The following is a 16,083-nucleotide window of genomic DNA, read 5'->3' on the forward strand; positions in this document are numbered from 1 at the left end:
ATCATTATTGGGCGTCATTCCTTCTTCACAGGTGCAATGCTACCAGGCACCAGTGTATATCCTGCGTGAGCAAAGGCTGCCGGCAAATAGTCCGCCAGCCTGTCAAAGCCATGCTCCCCCCCTGGATGCAGCACCATTCTGGCACCACGATAGAAGTTGAAGGCATCAGCGCTATCCAGGGTTTCATCCTGCGTTACCAGCAACAGCAGGTAACGTTGCGGATCCACCTGCTCCGGCGTCATCGCCACTACCTGATCGTAGTGGCTCTGCTCGACACTGAAGCGCTCACCGGTATAGGTATTGATGAAACCCTGGCCCATCATTGTCTTGACCAACCGAGCCGGTCGCACCGCCGGATTGACCAGCACAGCGGGTAGCCCATGCCGCTCAGCCAATACCGTGGACAAGAAGCCCCCCATGGAGCTGCCCATCAATACCGGCCGAGGCCCAAGACTATCCAGCAGGCTCTCTGCCAGCTCCAACGCCTCTTCAGCGTGATGGGGCAAATCTGGCACGTGACAGGCCAGGCCCAGCGACTGACATGCCTGTTGCACCAGGCGCGCCTTGGGCGATGCACCGGCACTGTTGAAACCGTGCAGATAAAGGAGGCCACTTGCCGGGGGAGGCGCACTCGATGCACTCAGCATACCCAAAACCCTGTATATTTGACCAGCACTCTTGAGCGACTCATATCAAGACGCCTTTATTCCATGACACCTCACGACTCATGACACCTGCTCATAGCAACTATTCACATAGCATCTATTCGCATAGCACCTATTCACATAGCACCTATTCACATAGCACCTGCTCATAGCACCTGCTCATAGCAACTACATTCGGCTACTGTTCCAGGTCGCCTCGATCAAGCCACGCGTCGAAGCGTCCATCTGCTTCAGTTCGGCGTTACAACCATCGCGTCGCTCTATGATGTCACACGTCTCATTGGCAATCTTCTTGCCCAGTTCAACACCCCACTGGTCAAAGGGGTTGATGCCCCAGATGGTCGCCTGAACAAAGACCTTGTGTTCATACAAGGCGATCAAGGCACCAAGGCTCTCCGGCGTCAGGCGTTCCAGCAATACAGTGGTCGAGGGTTGATTGCCACGGTAACGCTTGTGCTCCGGCCGCGGACCATCATCCGCGATGGCATCATCACCCAACATCAGAACACGCGACTGGGCGAAGCAGTTTGCCAGCGTCAGACGATGCTGCCCCATCAAGCGCTCACGGGTAGCGGGATCTTCAACATCGTCATAGCGCACCAGAGGCGCAATGAAATCACACTCCACTGCCTGGGTCCCCTGGTGCAGCAACTGATAGAAGGCATGCTGGGCATTCGGTCCCAACTGTCCCCACAGCACAGGGCAGGTCGAATAATTGACGCTTTCGCCTTCATTGGTCACCGACTTGCCGTTGGACTCCATCTCCAGCTGCTCCAGGTAGGCAGCGAAATACTCCAGGCGTCCGTCGTAAGGCAGGATTGAATGCGCGCGGATATCGAGAAAGTTGTTGTTCCAGATTCCCGCAAGCGCCATCAGTACCGGCAGGTTGTCGGCCAGGGGGGCTGTCTGGAAGTGGCGATCCATCGCATGCGCCCCCGCCAGCAGTTGGAGGAAACCCTCCATGCCGATGACCAGGGCAATAGGCAGGCCAATGCCGCCCCAGAGAGAATAGCGCCCCCCTACCCAGTCCCAGAACTCCAGTTGATGATTCTCGGCAATGCCCCATTCGGACATTTTCTCGGGACTTGCCGACACACCGATGAAGTGCTGACGCATGACCAGGTCCGCATCGATGCCTTCCCGGCCATGACCTGCCAGGCGAGCCATCAGCCAATCACGGGCAGTCGTGGCATTGGATAGGGTATCGATGGTGGTGAAAGACTTGGACGACAGCACGAACAGCGTCGTCTCCGGGTCGAAATGCGTCAGGTATGCCGCCAGCTGAGAGCCATCCATGGTCGAGGCAAAATGTACGTTCACCTCGTGCACATCCTTGACCTGGTAGTCAGACAGTGCATGAGTCACCATCAGCGGCCCAAGATCCGAGCCCCCTACACCCAGGTTGACCACATCCTTGATCGGCTGGCCAGTGACACCACGCCACTGCCCGGAGTGAAAACGATCAACCATGGAGGCCATGTGATCCAGGGTGCGGTGGACCCCAGGCACGACATCCTGGCCCTCGACCACAAGGCTGGCATCTGCCGGCAGGCGCAGCGCGGTATGCAGTGCGGGACGATTTTCGCTGATGTTGACCTTTTCACCGGAGAGCAAGCGCGAGATCGCCTCGAGCACTTGCGCCTCCTCGGCCAGCTGCAGCAGTAGGTCCAGGGTTTCTGCCTGCCAACGCTGCTTGGAAAGATCCACACGCAGCCCCGCACCTTCACGGCTGAAAGTGCCGAAGCGATCCTCATCTTCACGGAACATGTCTTTCAGGTGACGCTTGGCAATGTCATCAGCATGCTGCTGCAATGCCTGCCAGGCATTCGTCCGATCAATCTGTACCATTATCCTCTCCTTGGCAGCCTTGGGCCGTGACAGCCGTGCAGCTTTGAGCCTTGACGCGTAGAATACGTGTTTTCCCGCTATCCAGAGTCCAAGACATCGTCAGCCTATGAGTGACGCATCTTACCGTGACGCCATATTTTCCACACCTCTGGACAAGATGGCGCGCTTTTCGTTCGACGAGACCGTCGTCGCCTGCTTCCCCGACATGATTCGTCGGTCGGTGCCAGGCTATGGCCAGATTCTCGGCATGCTGGGACTGATCGCCCAGCGTCATCTGCGCCACGGCGCCCATGTCTACGACCTGGGCTGCTCGCTTGGCGCAGTCGGCCTGGCCCTGGCCGGGCAGCTCCCCAAGGATGCCTTCAGTCTGACAGGTATTGACCTGTCCCCGGCCATGGTCGAACGTGCCCGTGAAACCTTTGCCACAGAATGCCCCGACCATGATATCGAAGTGGTGGAAGGCGATATCCGTACTTTCGATTATCAGCCTGCCGGCATGATCGTGCTCAACTTCACCTTGCAGTTCCTCTCTCCCGAGGACCGCGATGATGTGCTGCACAAACTCTACAACGCCCTGGAACCAGGCGGCATTCTAGTGCTGTCGGAGAAGATCAAGGCCGGGGATGAACAGGACAATGCCTGGCTGGTCGAGCGATATCACGACTTCAAGCGCGCCAATGGCTACAGCGACCTGGAAATCAGCCAGAAGCGTACCGCGCTGGAAAACGTCCTGGTCCCGGATACCCTGGAGGCCCATCACGAGCGCCTGGCCCGGGTCGGTTTCGCGCGTTCCCTGACCTGGTTCCAGTACCTGAACTTCTCTTCCATGATTGCCTTCAAGGAAAAGTGAGTGAGCCTTCCTGAGCATCAGCGCGCCCTGTACCAGGCGTTTCTCGAACAGTCCTTTCACCACCCTGCCATGGCCGACTGGCTCGCCCGGTTACCCGAGCAGTTGGCTCGGGGGCTGGACCGCAAGCGCTACGGCGACCTGCCCGCCTGGGAAAAAGCCGTCGGCAAGTTGCCACCGTTGCCCGAAGAGCGGATCGTCAGGCTCGATGACGCCCATGTCAGCGTCGACGTAGAACTGAACGACAGTCGCCACCGACAGTGCGAAAGCCTGCTGCGAGCATTGATTCCCTGGCGCAAGGGACCTTACCGACTGGCCGGCATCACCATTGACACCGAATGGCGCTCCGACTGGAAATGGCAGAGGGTCGCTCCTCATCTGTCGCCCTTGGCAGGAAGGCGGGTACTGGATGTGGGGGGAGGCAATGGATACCACGCCTGGCGCATGGCGGGACAAGGAGCTGGCTTCGTCCTGGTGATCGATCCTTCTCCACGCTTCTACTGGCAGTTCCAGGCTGTTCGTCACTTTGTGGGAAATGCTGATGGCGGACGTGTCCACTTTCTGCCGGTCGGGATCGAAGATGTGCCACCAGACCTGGGCTTTTTCGATACGGTATTCTCCATGGGAGTGCTCTACCATCGCCCTTCTCCACTGGAACACCTGACCCAGTTGCATGCTGCCCTACGTCCCGGTGGCGAAGTGGTGCTGGAAACTCTGGTGGTGGAAGGCGACGAGACAACCGTGCTACTGCCCGGTGATCGCTATGCCGCCATGCCGAATGTCTACTTCCTGCCCTCATCCCGGGCGCTCAAGACATGGCTGGAAAAAACGGGATTCAAGGATGTGCGTATTGTCGACGAAGCCGTTACCAGCGTGGAAGAACAACGCACTACCGACTGGATGACTTTCCAGTCTCTGCCCGACTTCCTGGACCCGAATGACCCCAGCCGGACTCGTGAAGGCCATCCAGCACCCCGACGGGCAGTTCTGATTGCGACCAAGGAACGCTGACAGCAAGATAAGGATGGCAACACAGTGGAAACATGTTGCTCATTCGCCTTGGCGAAAAAACAAAGCCCCTGTCTCAAACAACAGGGGCTTCTTCTTATTTCTTCCTTTCTTCCTTTCTTCCTTTCTTCCTTTCTTCCTTTCTTCCTTTCTTCCTTCAAATCATCCAGCCTGTTTTTGATGATTTATTCAATATAAACTATGCAAAATCGAGCACCATAAAATGAGGGTTATCAACCAATACTTCCATACGAGCGATATCATCAAGTACGACCAACTTCCTGCCATTGCGTGTTTTCAAAGACAGGCACTCTTCATGTTGGTCGTTGAAGTCTGTGTCTACCGCGCTGCCTTCGCGACTGCCGCCATTATGCAACGATAGCTTGACAGGAAAACGATATAAGCACGCAAGTTCGATATTGTCGTAGAGGTGGCAAGCGATCATGCCGACTACCCTCCTGGTATCCCTAACAATAAATATTTAGATTTCAATGACATCTTTCATCATTATTTTAGGTATATTGCCTGAAGCGGGCATCTTGCCTGAAGCAGGTTCATGCTACCAGCCAGCATCCTTGCTCATGCCCATTTTGAGTTAATCAATGTAACATACCAAATTTAAACTCTCTCACTTTAATAGTGTCGACTTTAGTATTTATCCGCGACACATGTTTCATGGCACCCTGTTGTTGGGAGGCCAGAATAATGCCTGTATATGACAACAAAACGACAACAGATGAACCTTCCCAGCTTCGCGTCTTAACCAAAGCCCACTGCCCAACATGTCAGGATCACAACGGCCGAGGAGCACAAGCGCTAGAGGGTTACAAACGACCAAGAGCCATAAGCGCGCTGCGTGACCAGCAGCCCCCAGATCCCCCTTGAAAAAGCATTGCGGGCGAGCTCAGCACTTGCAGCGTCTGGTTGTGTACGAAAAATGCAGAAGCATCTGTGCTTTTCGTGAAGAAAGCAGGCATGAAATCGCCCCATGGACCCAGGCCTATGGGGCGATCAGTCGTGAAAGGATGAAGATCAACGCTTCAGCAGGTCGCTCAAGTCCTTGGCTTCCCAATGCGGAAAGTACTTGCGCACCAGAGCATTCAGTTCGAGCTCGAAGCCTGCCCAATCGACTTCCTGGCCAGTGGACTCAGCCTTGGCTGCACCACGAATCATGCCAGCACCAACAGTGACGTTGGTCAGGCGGTCGATGACGATGAAGCTGCCAGTGCCAGGAATACGTGCATATTCATCGATAGGCACTTCAGCCGTCAGCCCGACCCGACAACGCGCGATGGCATTGAGCTCGAGCCGCGCAGCATCATGGCGCGCCAGTGTGTTGACGTCCACCTGATAGTGAATAGCCTCCACGCGGCCTGCCACACCACGTCCCGCCATACGAATATCATACTGACGACCGGGCTCAAGCGGCGTCTCGTGCATCCATACGATATCGGCCTCGAACGCATCAGCCAGCGTGACATCAGCACCTTCAGCTACCAGCCAGTCGCCACGCGAGATATCGATTTCATCTTCCAGCGTGACGGTGATGGCCTGACCCGGATAGGCTTCTTCCAGGTCGCCATCAAAGGTGACAATGCGCTCTACCTTGCTGACCTTGTTGGAAGGCAGCACCTTGACCGCCTGTCCCGGGCGCAGGATACCGGCTTCCAAAGTGCCGGCATAGCCACGGAAATCCAGGTTCGGGCGGTTGACGTACTGCACCGGCAGACGCAGATCGCTGAGGTTCTGGTCACGGCTGACTTCGACGCTCTCCAGCAATTCCAGCAGTGTCGGTCCCTGATACCAGTCCAGGTTGTCGCCACGGTTGACGACGTTGTCGCCCTTGAGTGCGGACAACGGTACAAAGCGAATGTCCTTGGCCGCCAACTGACCAGAGAAGTCACGATACTCCTCGACGATCTCATTGAAGCGTGCCTCGGAATACTCCACCAGGTCCATCTTGTTGATCGCAATGACCAGATGCTGAATCCCCAGCAGATCGGCAATGAAGCTATGCCGACGCGTCTGGGTCTGCACACCATGGCGGGCATCGATCAGGATGACTGCCAAACCAGCCGTGGAAGCCCCCGTGGCCATGTTACGCGTGTACTGCTCATGTCCAGGCGTGTCGGCAATGATGAACTTGCGCTTGTCGGTGGAGAAGAAGCGGTAGGCCACATCGATGGTGATGCCCTGCTCACGCTCGGACTGCAGGCCGTCCACCAGCAACGCCAGATCGACTTCCTCACCCGTAGTGCCCTGAGTCTTGGATGCCTGGGTAATGGCAGCAAGCTGGTCATCGAAAATCATCTTGGAATCGTGCAACAGGCGACCGATCAAGGTCGACTTGCCATCATCCACACTGCCGCAGGTAATGAAACGCAGCAGGTCCTTGTTTTCATGCTCGTGCAGATATTGCTCGATGTTATCGGCAATCAATTCAGATTGGTGAGACATACCAAAACCCTTGGCTGTAAGCTGTAAGCCCCAAGCTGTAAGTTACCCCACAACTTCTTGCTTGCAGCTCAATCATTCATTGCTGTCGCCTACTGGCACGGCATCTCGGATCGATTGCGTAACAGTCTTACGGCTTACAGCTTTTAACTTATCGCTTTCTGACTCGCCTTCCGCGCGTCAGAAATACCCCTCGCGCTTCTTCTTCTCCATGGAGCCGGCCTGATCATGATCGATGGCACGGCCACTGCGCTCACTGGTACGGGTCAGCAGCATTTCCTGGATGATTTCCGGCAGTGTCTGGGCCTTGGATTCCACCGCGCCAGTCAGCGGGTAGCAACCCAGGGTACGGAAACGTACCGACATCTCCTGCGGCTGCTCGCCTTCTTCCAGCGGCATGCGATCATCATCCACCATGATCAGCATGCCATCGCGCTCCACGACGGGACGCGGTGCAGAGAAGTACAGCGGGACAATGGGGATTTCTTCGAGATAGATGTACTGCCAGATATCCAGCTCAGTCCAGTTGGAGAGCGGGAAAGCACGGATTGATTCACCCTTGTTGACCCGGGCATTGTACAGATTCCACAGTTCCGGACGCTGGTTCTTGGGATCCCAGCGGTGGTACTTGTCACGGAAGGAGAATACGCGCTCCTTGGCGCGGCTGGCTTCCTCATCGCGGCGTGCACCACCAAAGGCCGCATCAAAGCCATACTTGTCCAGCGCCTGCTTGAGCGCCTGGGTCTTCATCACATCGGTATAACCACTGGAACCGTGATCGAAGGGATTGATGCCTGCTGCCCGCCCTTCTTCATTGGTATGCACCAGAAGCTCCATGCCAGCTTCCTTGGCCATACGGTCACGGAATGCAATCATTTCCTTGAACTTCCAGGTGGTGTCCACGTGGAGCAGCGGAAACGGCGGCGTACCAGGATAGAAGGCCTTGCGAGCCAGGTGCAGCATGACCGAGGAGTCCTTGCCGATGGAATACATCATCACCGGGTTGGAAAATTCCGCGGCCACTTCACGAATGATGTGAATGGACTCGGCCTCAAGCTGCTTGAGATGCGTGAGGCGCTGCGGAGTGATTGGCGAGCCGGGCTGAGCGGCTCCAGCCTTGGAAGCAGACTGAAGACTGGTCATGGTCTGGAACCTCGCATGACATGGAAAAATATCCTGCGAGGATACCGTCACCAAGATAATAACGTAAAAGAATTAATATCTATCTTTTTATATCAAAAAAGCGATTTCAGCGTTCCGCTCAGATCTCGACACGCTCCACCCATGTCTGCCAACTGCCATCGCGACTCAGATCCAGCACCCGGTAGCCTGGGCGAGATGCTTCATCCACAGCGAACTCCACGCTGCCGGCCAGGAACTGGTCGGAGGTCGAGGGACAGGCGAAAACGTCAATGTCACCGTGCTGGGTATTGATCTTGCCATGGAAGGCCTGATGCACATGGCCACACAGCACTACCTTCACCTGAGGAAAGGCGCCCACCACCTCTTGAAAGGCCTGCTGGTCCACCAGCCCCAGATCATCGATCCACACACTGCCCACCTGTACCGGCGGATGGTGCATCACAATGACCGTCGGCCGCTCATCATCCGCCAGAAGTTCACTCAGTGCCGCCAGCTGTTCTTCGCCGACGCGTCCCTGCACCTCACCTTCGATGCGCGTATTGAGCTGCACAATACGCCACGCTGCCGCCTCGATATCGATCTCGACTTCCCGGTGCTCGACCATCAGCGCCAGATCATCATGATTGCCAGGAATCCAGTACCAAGGGCATTGGAAACGCTGCAAGGTATCCATGGCCAGGCGATAGGAACCTTCGCTTTCGTCCTGACTGAGGTCCCCCGTCACCAGCACCATGTCAGGGCGATCATGCAAAACTGTATCGACGACCGCGGACAGTTGACGAGCCGGCACCCCTCGCCGGGAAGGCTTCGAAGGGTCGGCATAAAGATGGCAGTCACTGATCTGAACTAGGCGTATCAAGGGCTTGGCTCGCGAATATCAAGAAACCCGCCCATCAGGGCAGGTGGGAAAGATCCAGGGAAGAATGCCCATGGGTCAGGCCATGGTCCAACCATTCACCCAGAAACCGATTGAGCTGCAGTTTCTCGTCCGGTTGGTGCATATGGGCATTGGGGTAGCGATAGCGCCCATCGAAGTGACGCTTGCGCTGAAAATCGGTCACCTCGGCCATGCGTACATCATGGTACAGGTGCACCCGCATGCGTGGTGTATCGAGGATGCCATCCAGAACGCCTCGCTGGGAGACTCGGATGACGCTGGTATATGGCGCCTGCTCTTCCAGATACAGGCATAGCGCACCAAGATGACGATCACCGCTGAGCAGCTCGACCTCGCGGGTTTCACCGGCATCCAGATCTCCCAGCAGCCGCTTCAAACGCACATAGTTGGCCGTGCACTCGCTCTGGAGCGCCTTCAGGTCGGTGACGTAGGCATTCCGATTTGTCACGTTACCTCCTGTTTTTATCAACGACGTACCGTATCAACGACATATCGTATCAACGACGTACCATATCAATGACGTATCACAGCAACGACGAGCCATATCCACGATACGCCTTGCTCAGCAATGCCCTTATTCAGCGACATCCATTTTCTGCGACACCCTTATTCAACGGCATGCCCGCAGGGACGCCCGATTGGCTGCCAGCCAGTGAAAACCGATCAGGCACATAGCGTTATCGAGTCGTCCATCGCCGAGGAGTTCCCAGGCCAATTGAAACGGTAGCACATGCACGCGGATGTCTTCGTTTTCCTCATCCAGGCCATGTACCCCACCCAGCTCGGAACTATCGACCATACCGCAATATAGCGAGACGCGCTCATCGCAGGCACCGGGACTAGGATAGTAGCTATGCAAAAAGGTGAGATCCTTGATGTCACAGCCTGCTTCTTCCAGCGCTTCTCTGCGTGCGACTTCCTCGGGCGATTCATCCTTGTCGACCAATCCGGCCACACACTCCAGCTTCCATGGCGAGAGAGGATCATCAAGTGCCCCGGCACGTATCTGTTCCACCAGCACCACGGTATCCTTCTCGGGGTCGTAGAGCATCACCCCGACAGCATCGTGGCGACGATGCACTTCACGGGAAAATTCCCGGCTCCAGCCACCTTCGAACAGGCGATGCTTCAGAGTCACTTTCTCCAGACGAAAAAAACCCTGGTACAGGCAGTCTCGGGCGATGATATCTACATCATCGGGCGAGAAAGGAGCATCAATACCGGCTGGCTTCGCCATAGAGACCTCTGGAAACGGTTCAGGATCTCCTCATTATCTGGGCGATGCGAGCAAGTTCCAAGGGTCATCTCTGCAACGAACGGTTTTCGCGATGTGAGATTCCCGGCAGACAGGGCCCTGTTGCAGAGCCTTTAGCGGGTGAAACCAAGAGCCCTCAGCGGGGGAAACCAAGAGCCCTCAGCGGGGGAAACCAAGAGCCCTTGGCGGGGGAAACCAAGAGCCCTCAGCGGGGGAAACCAAGAGCCCTCAGCGGGGAAACCAAGAGCCCTCAGCGGGGGAAACCAAGAGCCCTCAGCGGACGGTGCCAAGCGCACCCAGCGGTTTTTATCAAAAGCCCTTGGCGGGTTTGGTCAAAAGCCCTCAACGGGGTTATCCAGGAGCCTATAGCGACCCCAACAGTGAGCGAGCTTCGGCCTGCAGGGCCTGGTCCGATGCTGACCGATCAGGCCGCGGTGCACCATTGACTGCCTTTTCCGCATGGCTGCGCGCTTCCTGCTTGCGTCCCTCATCAGCCAGATAGACCGCATAGTAATAATTCACATCAATACCATCCGGCCGAATCGCCATGGCTTTCTCGAACATCTGCTCGGCCTTTTCATCATCACCAAAGGCAACAGGCCAGCCAGGCACACGATCATACAAGGCCCCAAGCGTGACATAGGCCGACCCCTGCATGCCGTCAGCATCAAGGGTCACCGCACGCTCCAGTGCGCGACGTGCCGCCTTGGCATCATCCAGGGCACCGAGCCCTCCTTTCTCCTTGGCCAGAGACGCCTGGACGATCCCTTGCCACACCAGCAGATCACTGACATTCGGGTTGGCCTGAACCAATTGAACCGCTTCATCGGCCAAAGCGGTCAAGGTGCCTTCGCGTTGAGATGCCGGGGTTGATGTGGTCGCCGTCTCCCAGCGCTGGCGAAGCTGGTCCAGCTCGCTTTCCCAGGCCATGGCCAGGCTGGAAGCCAGGCACAGCGAAGTAGCCAGAGCAGTGGCGATACCAATACGAACACGATGTGAAAAAGGGCGAACCATGAGCATCTCCAAGTCATTGTCATTATGGACTCATAAAATGTAACGAACGTTTGAATGATTCGCCGTTCACCTAAAGTCCAAGACCCTGGAAAACCATTGCCAATTGCCGCTCATGCTCCCTGCTGTACCTCGACAGCAGCAATGCTCAGATCAACACTCGCAGGCATTGCCCCGAATGGTAGAGCGTGAAGCCACATTCATATCCGCAACTACGCACGGCCTTGGCGAGCACCGGCTTGTGGGTGCGGATGGGAAGCGGCAACAGACTGTCGTCCCCACTGAGCAGATAGCGAGCAAATCCTTTCCCTACAACAGTGCCCGTTGTCACGCCACGGCCGTTGTAGCCTGTCACGGCCAGAATGCCCGGCGCAGGTTCGAAAAGACGTAATGTGTGCTCGGGAGTGAAAGCAATGCGCCCGGTCCAGGTGTATTGCCAGTCGACCTTGCCCAACTGCGGGAAATAGTGGCGTTGAATACGATCTGCCCAATAACGGATATAGGACATGGGCCGGCCGTCTCCGCATCCCAGGCTACCAAGAATCAACCGCCCTTCTGCATCACGGCGTATGCTGCTCAAGACCATGCGGGTATCCCAGGCGCCCTGGCGCTCGGGAAGTATCTCCGCCGCCGCATCGGTATGCAGGGGAGTCGAGGCGACCTGAAAGAAATAGCCTGGAAAATAGTGCTTACGCACTTGGCTCCAATCATCCTCGGTATAGGCATTGGTCGCCAGCACCACTCGTGCAGCATGGATATGGCCGCTATGCGTGCTCACTACCCAGTCATCTCCCTGGCGCTGCATGCCATTGACCGGGCTATGCGTATGCAGTCGAGCGCCCGCCTGCTGCGCTGCCCTGGCAAGGCCTCGGGTATAGGCCGCAGGGTTCAGTGTCCCCGCACGCTTATCAAGCAGCGCACGCTGGATACGCGGAGTTCCGACGCGCCGATGGCATGCCTCACCTTCGAGAAGCTCCACCGGCGCACCACGCCTCAGGAACTGCTCGGCTCTCCGGGCCAGCTCCTGTTCACCCTTGGCGTTATGTGCCAGATGTAATGTGCCTGTACGCGTTGCCTGGCAGTCGATTGCATGGCGTTCGATGAGAGCAAAGACGTCCGCAGGCGCATTGCCGAGAAGCGTATTGGCACGCTCGCCATCCTCCGCGCCCAGGGTCTCGACGATATCGTCGGGAGGAATCCACATCCCGGCATTGACCAGGCCGACGTTACGTCCCGAGCCCCCGCTCGGAATATCCCCCGCCTCGACCACAACGACATCACTACCCGCCTCGGCCAGATGCAGCGCCGTACTGAGCCCCGTGATCCCGCCTCCGATCACGGCCACCTCGGCACGACATTCGCCTTGCAGCGGCTGCAGTGGCAATGGCGCCTCTGGCGAGCTGTCATACCAAAGACAACGATCCTTCATGGCAACTCCTGCATTCACAGGCCGACCAAGCGCTGACTTTCCCATCACACTATCGAGATATTTCACGGCAGCATTCCATGCTTATTGACGCTCGGCCCCAGCACTCGGCCATGAGTAGAAATGCCGGGCATTGTTCTGCATTGCCTGGCGCTGGCATTCCAGCAGCTCGCGCATTTCCTGAGCCTCGTCACCATGCGGGTGGCGGGCCAGCCAGTTCTCGATATCTCTCTGGGCGGCGGGCGAGAATGGCTCGAAGTCGCCCTGCTCCTTGAGCAATATCAGCTTGCGATCTTCCTGACGCATCGAGTAGATCATCGCCAGCGTGGCAACACCCCATAGCGCCAGCATGGATGACACCATGACGACAATAGCGGCAAAGCTCATGACACCCCTCCTCCCGCGACATGTTGGGAATCCTGCCCCTCGAGACGGCGCTTCATGACGCCCATGCACAAGGGGATCATCAGCATCAGCACAAGCAGGCCGCTCAGCGTTTTCAGCGGTGCCTCGCCAAGGTTGCTGAAGAGGAAATAGGCCATGATGCCGAGCATGATGAGAGGAATCTGGTAACGCACCGTCGCCTCCCAGGCACTGGGAATATAGAGATCAGATCCACGGTTCAGGCTCAAGATGCGCAACCGATTAGCGTCGAATTTCCAGCCAATGGTGATCATGATGATGAAGGTCGCCAGCGGCAGCCCCCAATTGCCCAGCACGAAGTCCAGATACCCCAGGATGTCGGCATTGATGGCACTGGGAATGCCCAGCAGCCAGATCAGGACGCAGATCATCAATACCGCCCGGGAACGAGGAATATTGCGTTCCTCCTTGCAGGTTGTGACCCCGACTTCGGTAATCGCCAGCGCCGTGGTCAGGTTGGCAAAGAAGAAACCTGCGAAAAACAGCAACGCCCAGACATAACCGCCGGTCATGCTGCCGAAGGCGCTGGCCAGGGCAACGAATGCCAGCTCTGGGCCCGATGTTGGAGAAATACCGAAAGCGAACACGATGGGAAAGACAGCAAAGACGGCCAGCAACCCAAAGCTGGTATTGCCCACCGCAGTGAAGATGCCGCCACCCAGCGGAATATCATCGTTACGCCCTAGATAGCTGCCATAGGTCAGCGCAATCCCCCATCCCAGACCAGTGGAAAACAGCGCCTGCCCCAGTGCCGCCAACCAGGTCTGCCCGCGGGCCAGGTATTCCCAGTTCGGTGAGAAACTGAATTCGAGCCCTGCCATGGCGCCCGGCAGCGTCAAGCCGCGAATGGCGATGGCAATCAGTGCAATCGTCAGGATCGGCATCATCCACTTGGCCATGCGCTCGATGCCACCCTTGATGCCCAGCAGCAGAATGCCGGTGACCATCAGCATGGCGATGGTGTGCATGCCGACATTGAGTGCCTTGTTGTGGCTGAACGACTGCCACAGGGCCGCAGTATCGAAGCCAGTCTGCGTGAAGGTGCCGATCAATGCATGGTAGGCGTAGTAGATCGACCAGCCGACCACCGATGAGTAGTACGACATCAACACGATGTTGAAGACCAGAATCACCAGCCCCAGGCCCACCATGCGGTTATTGCCATAGACCTTGCGAAAGGTGCCGATCAGCCCCTGGCGGGTATAGCGCCCCAGGGCGGTTTCCCCCATCAAGCCTGGAACGGCAATCAGGTAGAGCAGCACAAAATAGGCGATCAGGAAGGCTCCGCCTCCGTTCTCCCCAGTGACATAGGGCATGCGCCAGATATTGCCGGCACCCACCATGGCACCGATGATCGCCATCAGGTAACCGAAACGGCTCCCCCACTGCTCGCGCGATATTGTCGTCGTTGAATGAATTGATGAATGAACGGTTGAATGGTTTGTCGAATCGGATGAGGTGCTTGTTATTGTCATCGTATGCCTCCGTGACACCTGTTCAGGAAACACGTGCAAGACCGCCACTCAGCCAGTGGCAGGTGGCGGCTCTCATGCTCAGTCGAACTTGATACCTTGCGCCAGCGGCAGCTCGCGGGAGTAGTTCACGGTGTTGGTCTGCCGACGCATGTAGCTTTTCCAGACGTCCGAGCCAGACTCACGACCGCCGCCGGTTTCCTTCTCTCCACCGAAGGCCCCGCCGATCTCGGCACCACTGGGGCCGATATTGACGTTGGCAATGCCACAGTCGCTGCCCAGGTCGGAAATGAAGGCTTCGGCTTCACGCACATCGGTGCTGAAGACACAGGAAGACAGCCCCTGGGGTACGTCATTGTTCAGCGCGACAGCTTCAGCGAAATCGCGATAGCCGAGCACGTACAGAATGGGCGCGAAGGTCTCGTTCTTGACCAGCGCATTCTGGCTGTCGACTTCGACAATCGCCGGGGACACATAGAAACCATCGGGATAGCGATCGGCCAACTGGCGTTCTCCACCAAAGACCTTGGCGCCTTGCTGACGGGCCGAATCCAGCACGGACTGCATCTGGTCATAGGCCTGGGCATCGATCAGCGGGCCAATCAGGTGGCCGTCCATGGGGTTGCCGATGCTGACACCGGCATATGCCTTCTTCAGCCGTTCGACCACTTCGTCACGCACCGACTCATGCACGATCAAGCGGCGTAGGGTCGTGCAACGCTGGCCGGCCGTGCCAACGGCAGAAAACAGAATGGCACGCACGGCCATGTCCAGATCGGCGCTGGGCGCCAGGATCATGGCATTGTTGCCCCCGAGTTCGAGAATGCTGCGCCCGAAGCGTGCGGCGACACGCGGGGCAACTTCACGTCCCATGCGGGTACTGCCAGTGGCACTGATCAGAGGAATCCGCGGATCGTCGACCAAGCGTTCGCCGGCCTCGCGATCACCGATGACAACCTGACTGAGATCGGCCGGAGCCTCGTCACCGAACTCCGCCATGGCACGCTCCAGCAAGGACTGACAGGCCAGCGCACACAGCGGGGTTTTCTCGGAAGGCTTCCACACCAGGCTGTTGCCACAGACCAGCGCCAGGGCAGCATTCCACGCCCAGGGTGCCACCGGGAAATTGAAGGCCGTGATCAGACCGACCGGCCCCAGCGGATGCCAGCTTTCACGCATATGATGCCCAGGCCGCTCGGAAGCGATGGTCAAACCGTAGAGCTGACGCGACTGACCCACGGCAAGATCGCAGATATCGATCATTTCCTGCACTTCGCCCAGGCCTTCCTGAAGGATCTTGCCGCACTCCAGGGTCACCAGAGCGCCAAGGTCTTCCTTGTGCTGGCGCAGCTGTTCACCGAACAGACGAACCAGCTCGCCACGGCGCGGAGCCGGAACCTGACGCCATGCCTCGAAGGCGTGCTGCGCACGGGCAATGCGCGCAGCGACCTGCTCGCCATTCTCCAGATGAACGCGACCGATCTCGCGACCGTCAGTGGGCGACATCACGGCATAGTCGCCGCCTCGATAGAGGGACTCGGCCACACCGAGACGCTGCATGATGGAATCGATCATTATGGCTCCTGCGGATGATTCGAATGGATACGCGATTCATATGCATACACAACGTCCG

General features: G+C 57.3%; 15 protein-coding genes. 2 read left to right on the forward strand and 13 right to left on the reverse strand.

Features of this window, described 5'->3' with window-relative positions:
* Positions 1 to 14 precede the first annotated feature (14 nt).
* Positions 15 to 647 (reverse strand): YqiA/YcfP family alpha/beta fold hydrolase, encoded by a 633-nt coding sequence (locus Q1K07_RS00195; protein ID WP_300305985.1) that lies wholly within the window; start codon positions 645 to 647, stop codon positions 15 to 17.
* Positions 648 to 833: 186 nt separating this feature from the next.
* Entirely contained in the window at positions 834 to 2,513 is a 1,680-nt protein-coding gene (pgi, locus tag Q1K07_RS00200; RefSeq protein WP_300305988.1) for a glucose-6-phosphate isomerase, read from the reverse strand.
* 106 nt (positions 2,514 to 2,619) lie between these two features.
* On the opposite strand from pgi, the gene cmoA reads away from it, so the two are divergent.
* The gene (cmoA, locus tag Q1K07_RS00205) at positions 2,620 to 3,363 is read left to right on the forward strand and encodes a carboxy-S-adenosyl-L-methionine synthase CmoA (RefSeq protein ID WP_300305991.1); all 744 of its coding nucleotides are present in this window, start codon (positions 2,620 to 2,622) and stop codon (positions 3,361 to 3,363) included.
* Complete coding sequence (gene cmoB / locus Q1K07_RS00210) at positions 3,364 to 4,371, forward strand: tRNA 5-methoxyuridine(34)/uridine 5-oxyacetic acid(34) synthase CmoB (RefSeq protein ID WP_300305994.1); 1,008 nt, start codon at positions 3,364 to 3,366, stop codon at positions 4,369 to 4,371.
* Between the two features lie 196 nt (positions 4,372 to 4,567).
* On the opposite strand, the gene Q1K07_RS00215 is transcribed toward cmoB, so the two are convergent.
* From Q1K07_RS00215 to Q1K07_RS00265, 11 genes are all read right to left on the reverse strand, one after another.
* A complete protein-coding gene (locus tag Q1K07_RS00215) occupies positions 4,568 to 4,813 on the reverse strand; it encodes a Rho-binding antiterminator (RefSeq protein WP_300305997.1) in 246 nt (81 codons plus the stop codon).
* A gap of 587 nt (positions 4,814 to 5,400) precedes the next feature.
* Positions 5,401 to 6,825 carry a sulfate adenylyltransferase subunit CysN gene (gene cysN, locus Q1K07_RS00220; RefSeq protein WP_300306000.1) on the reverse strand — a complete coding sequence of 475 codons (1,425 nt, stop codon included), beginning with the start codon at positions 6,823 to 6,825 and terminating at the stop codon, positions 5,401 to 5,403.
* A 177-nt stretch (positions 6,826 to 7,002) separates the two neighbouring features.
* A complete protein-coding gene (gene cysD, locus Q1K07_RS00225) occupies positions 7,003 to 7,965 on the reverse strand; it encodes a sulfate adenylyltransferase subunit CysD (protein WP_300306003.1) in 963 nt (320 codons plus the stop codon).
* A gap of 118 nt (positions 7,966 to 8,083) precedes the next feature.
* The gene (locus Q1K07_RS00230) at positions 8,084 to 8,824 is read right to left on the reverse strand and encodes a phosphodiesterase (protein ID WP_366945002.1); all 741 of its coding nucleotides are present in this window, start codon (positions 8,822 to 8,824) and stop codon (positions 8,084 to 8,086) included.
* Between the two features lie 34 nt (positions 8,825 to 8,858).
* Entirely contained in the window at positions 8,859 to 9,311 is a 453-nt protein-coding gene (locus Q1K07_RS00235; RefSeq protein ID WP_300306006.1) for a DUF1249 domain-containing protein, read from the reverse strand.
* Positions 9,312 to 9,473: 162 nt separating this feature from the next.
* Positions 9,474 to 10,100: an NUDIX domain-containing protein gene (locus Q1K07_RS00240; protein ID WP_300306009.1), complete on the reverse strand. Its 627-nt coding sequence runs from the start codon at positions 10,098 to 10,100 to the stop codon at positions 9,474 to 9,476.
* A 381-nt stretch (positions 10,101 to 10,481) separates the two neighbouring features.
* The gene (locus Q1K07_RS00245) at positions 10,482 to 11,132 is read right to left on the reverse strand and encodes a hypothetical protein (RefSeq protein ID WP_300306012.1); all 651 of its coding nucleotides are present in this window, start codon (positions 11,130 to 11,132) and stop codon (positions 10,482 to 10,484) included.
* A 145-nt stretch (positions 11,133 to 11,277) separates the two neighbouring features.
* Entirely contained in the window at positions 11,278 to 12,558 is a 1,281-nt protein-coding gene (locus tag Q1K07_RS00250) for an FAD-binding oxidoreductase (RefSeq protein ID WP_300306015.1), read from the reverse strand.
* Positions 12,559 to 12,639: 81 nt separating this feature from the next.
* The gene (locus Q1K07_RS00255; protein WP_300306018.1) at positions 12,640 to 12,942 is read right to left on the reverse strand and encodes a hypothetical protein; all 303 of its coding nucleotides are present in this window, start codon (positions 12,940 to 12,942) and stop codon (positions 12,640 to 12,642) included.
* Positions 12,939 to 14,453: a sodium-dependent transporter gene (locus Q1K07_RS00260; RefSeq protein WP_300306021.1), complete on the reverse strand. Its 1,515-nt coding sequence runs from the start codon at positions 14,451 to 14,453 to the stop codon at positions 12,939 to 12,941. Before Q1K07_RS00260 ends, Q1K07_RS00255 begins: the two co-directional genes overlap by 4 nt.
* A 78-nt stretch (positions 14,454 to 14,531) precedes the next feature.
* The gene (locus Q1K07_RS00265) at positions 14,532 to 16,025 is read right to left on the reverse strand and encodes an aldehyde dehydrogenase family protein (protein ID WP_300306024.1); all 1,494 of its coding nucleotides are present in this window, start codon (positions 16,023 to 16,025) and stop codon (positions 14,532 to 14,534) included.
* Between the last annotated feature and the right edge of the window lie 58 nt (positions 16,026 to 16,083).

This window comes from Halomonas sp. (genome assembly GCF_029263665.1).
Taxonomy (GTDB): Bacteria; Pseudomonadota; Gammaproteobacteria; order Pseudomonadales; family Halomonadaceae; genus Halomonas.

Coding starts and splice junctions, on each gene's coding strand:
- Q1K07_RS00195 (WP_300305985.1), bottom strand. CDS start 647: ATGCTGAGTGCATCGAGTGCGCCTCCCCCGGCAAGTGGCCTCCTTTAT.
- pgi (WP_300305988.1), bottom strand. CDS start 2,513: ATGGTACAGATTGATCGGACGAATGCCTGGCAGGCATTGCAGCAGCAT.
- cmoA (WP_300305991.1), top strand. CDS start 2,620: ATGAGTGACGCATCTTACCGTGACGCCATATTTTCCACACCTCTGGAC.
- Q1K07_RS00215 (WP_300305997.1), bottom strand. CDS start 4,813: ATGATCGCTTGCCACCTCTACGACAATATCGAACTTGCGTGCTTATAT.
- cysN (WP_300306000.1), bottom strand. CDS start 6,825: ATGTCTCACCAATCTGAATTGATTGCCGATAACATCGAGCAATATCTG.
- cysD (WP_300306003.1), bottom strand. CDS start 7,965: ATGACCAGTCTTCAGTCTGCTTCCAAGGCTGGAGCCGCTCAGCCCGGC.
- Q1K07_RS00240 (WP_300306009.1), bottom strand. CDS start 10,100: ATGGCGAAGCCAGCCGGTATTGATGCTCCTTTCTCGCCCGATGATGTA.
- Q1K07_RS00245 (WP_300306012.1), bottom strand. CDS start 11,132: ATGGTTCGCCCTTTTTCACATCGTGTTCGTATTGGTATCGCCACTGCT.
- Q1K07_RS00250 (WP_300306015.1), bottom strand. CDS start 12,558: ATGAAGGATCGTTGTCTTTGGTATGACAGCTCGCCAGAGGCGCCATTG.
- Q1K07_RS00255 (WP_300306018.1), bottom strand. CDS start 12,942: ATGAGCTTTGCCGCTATTGTCGTCATGGTGTCATCCATGCTGGCGCTA.
- Q1K07_RS00260 (WP_300306021.1), bottom strand. CDS start 14,453: ATGACAATAACAAGCACCTCATCCGATTCGACAAACCATTCAACCGTT.
- Q1K07_RS00265 (WP_300306024.1), bottom strand. CDS start 16,025: ATGATCGATTCCATCATGCAGCGTCTCGGTGTGGCCGAGTCCCTCTAT.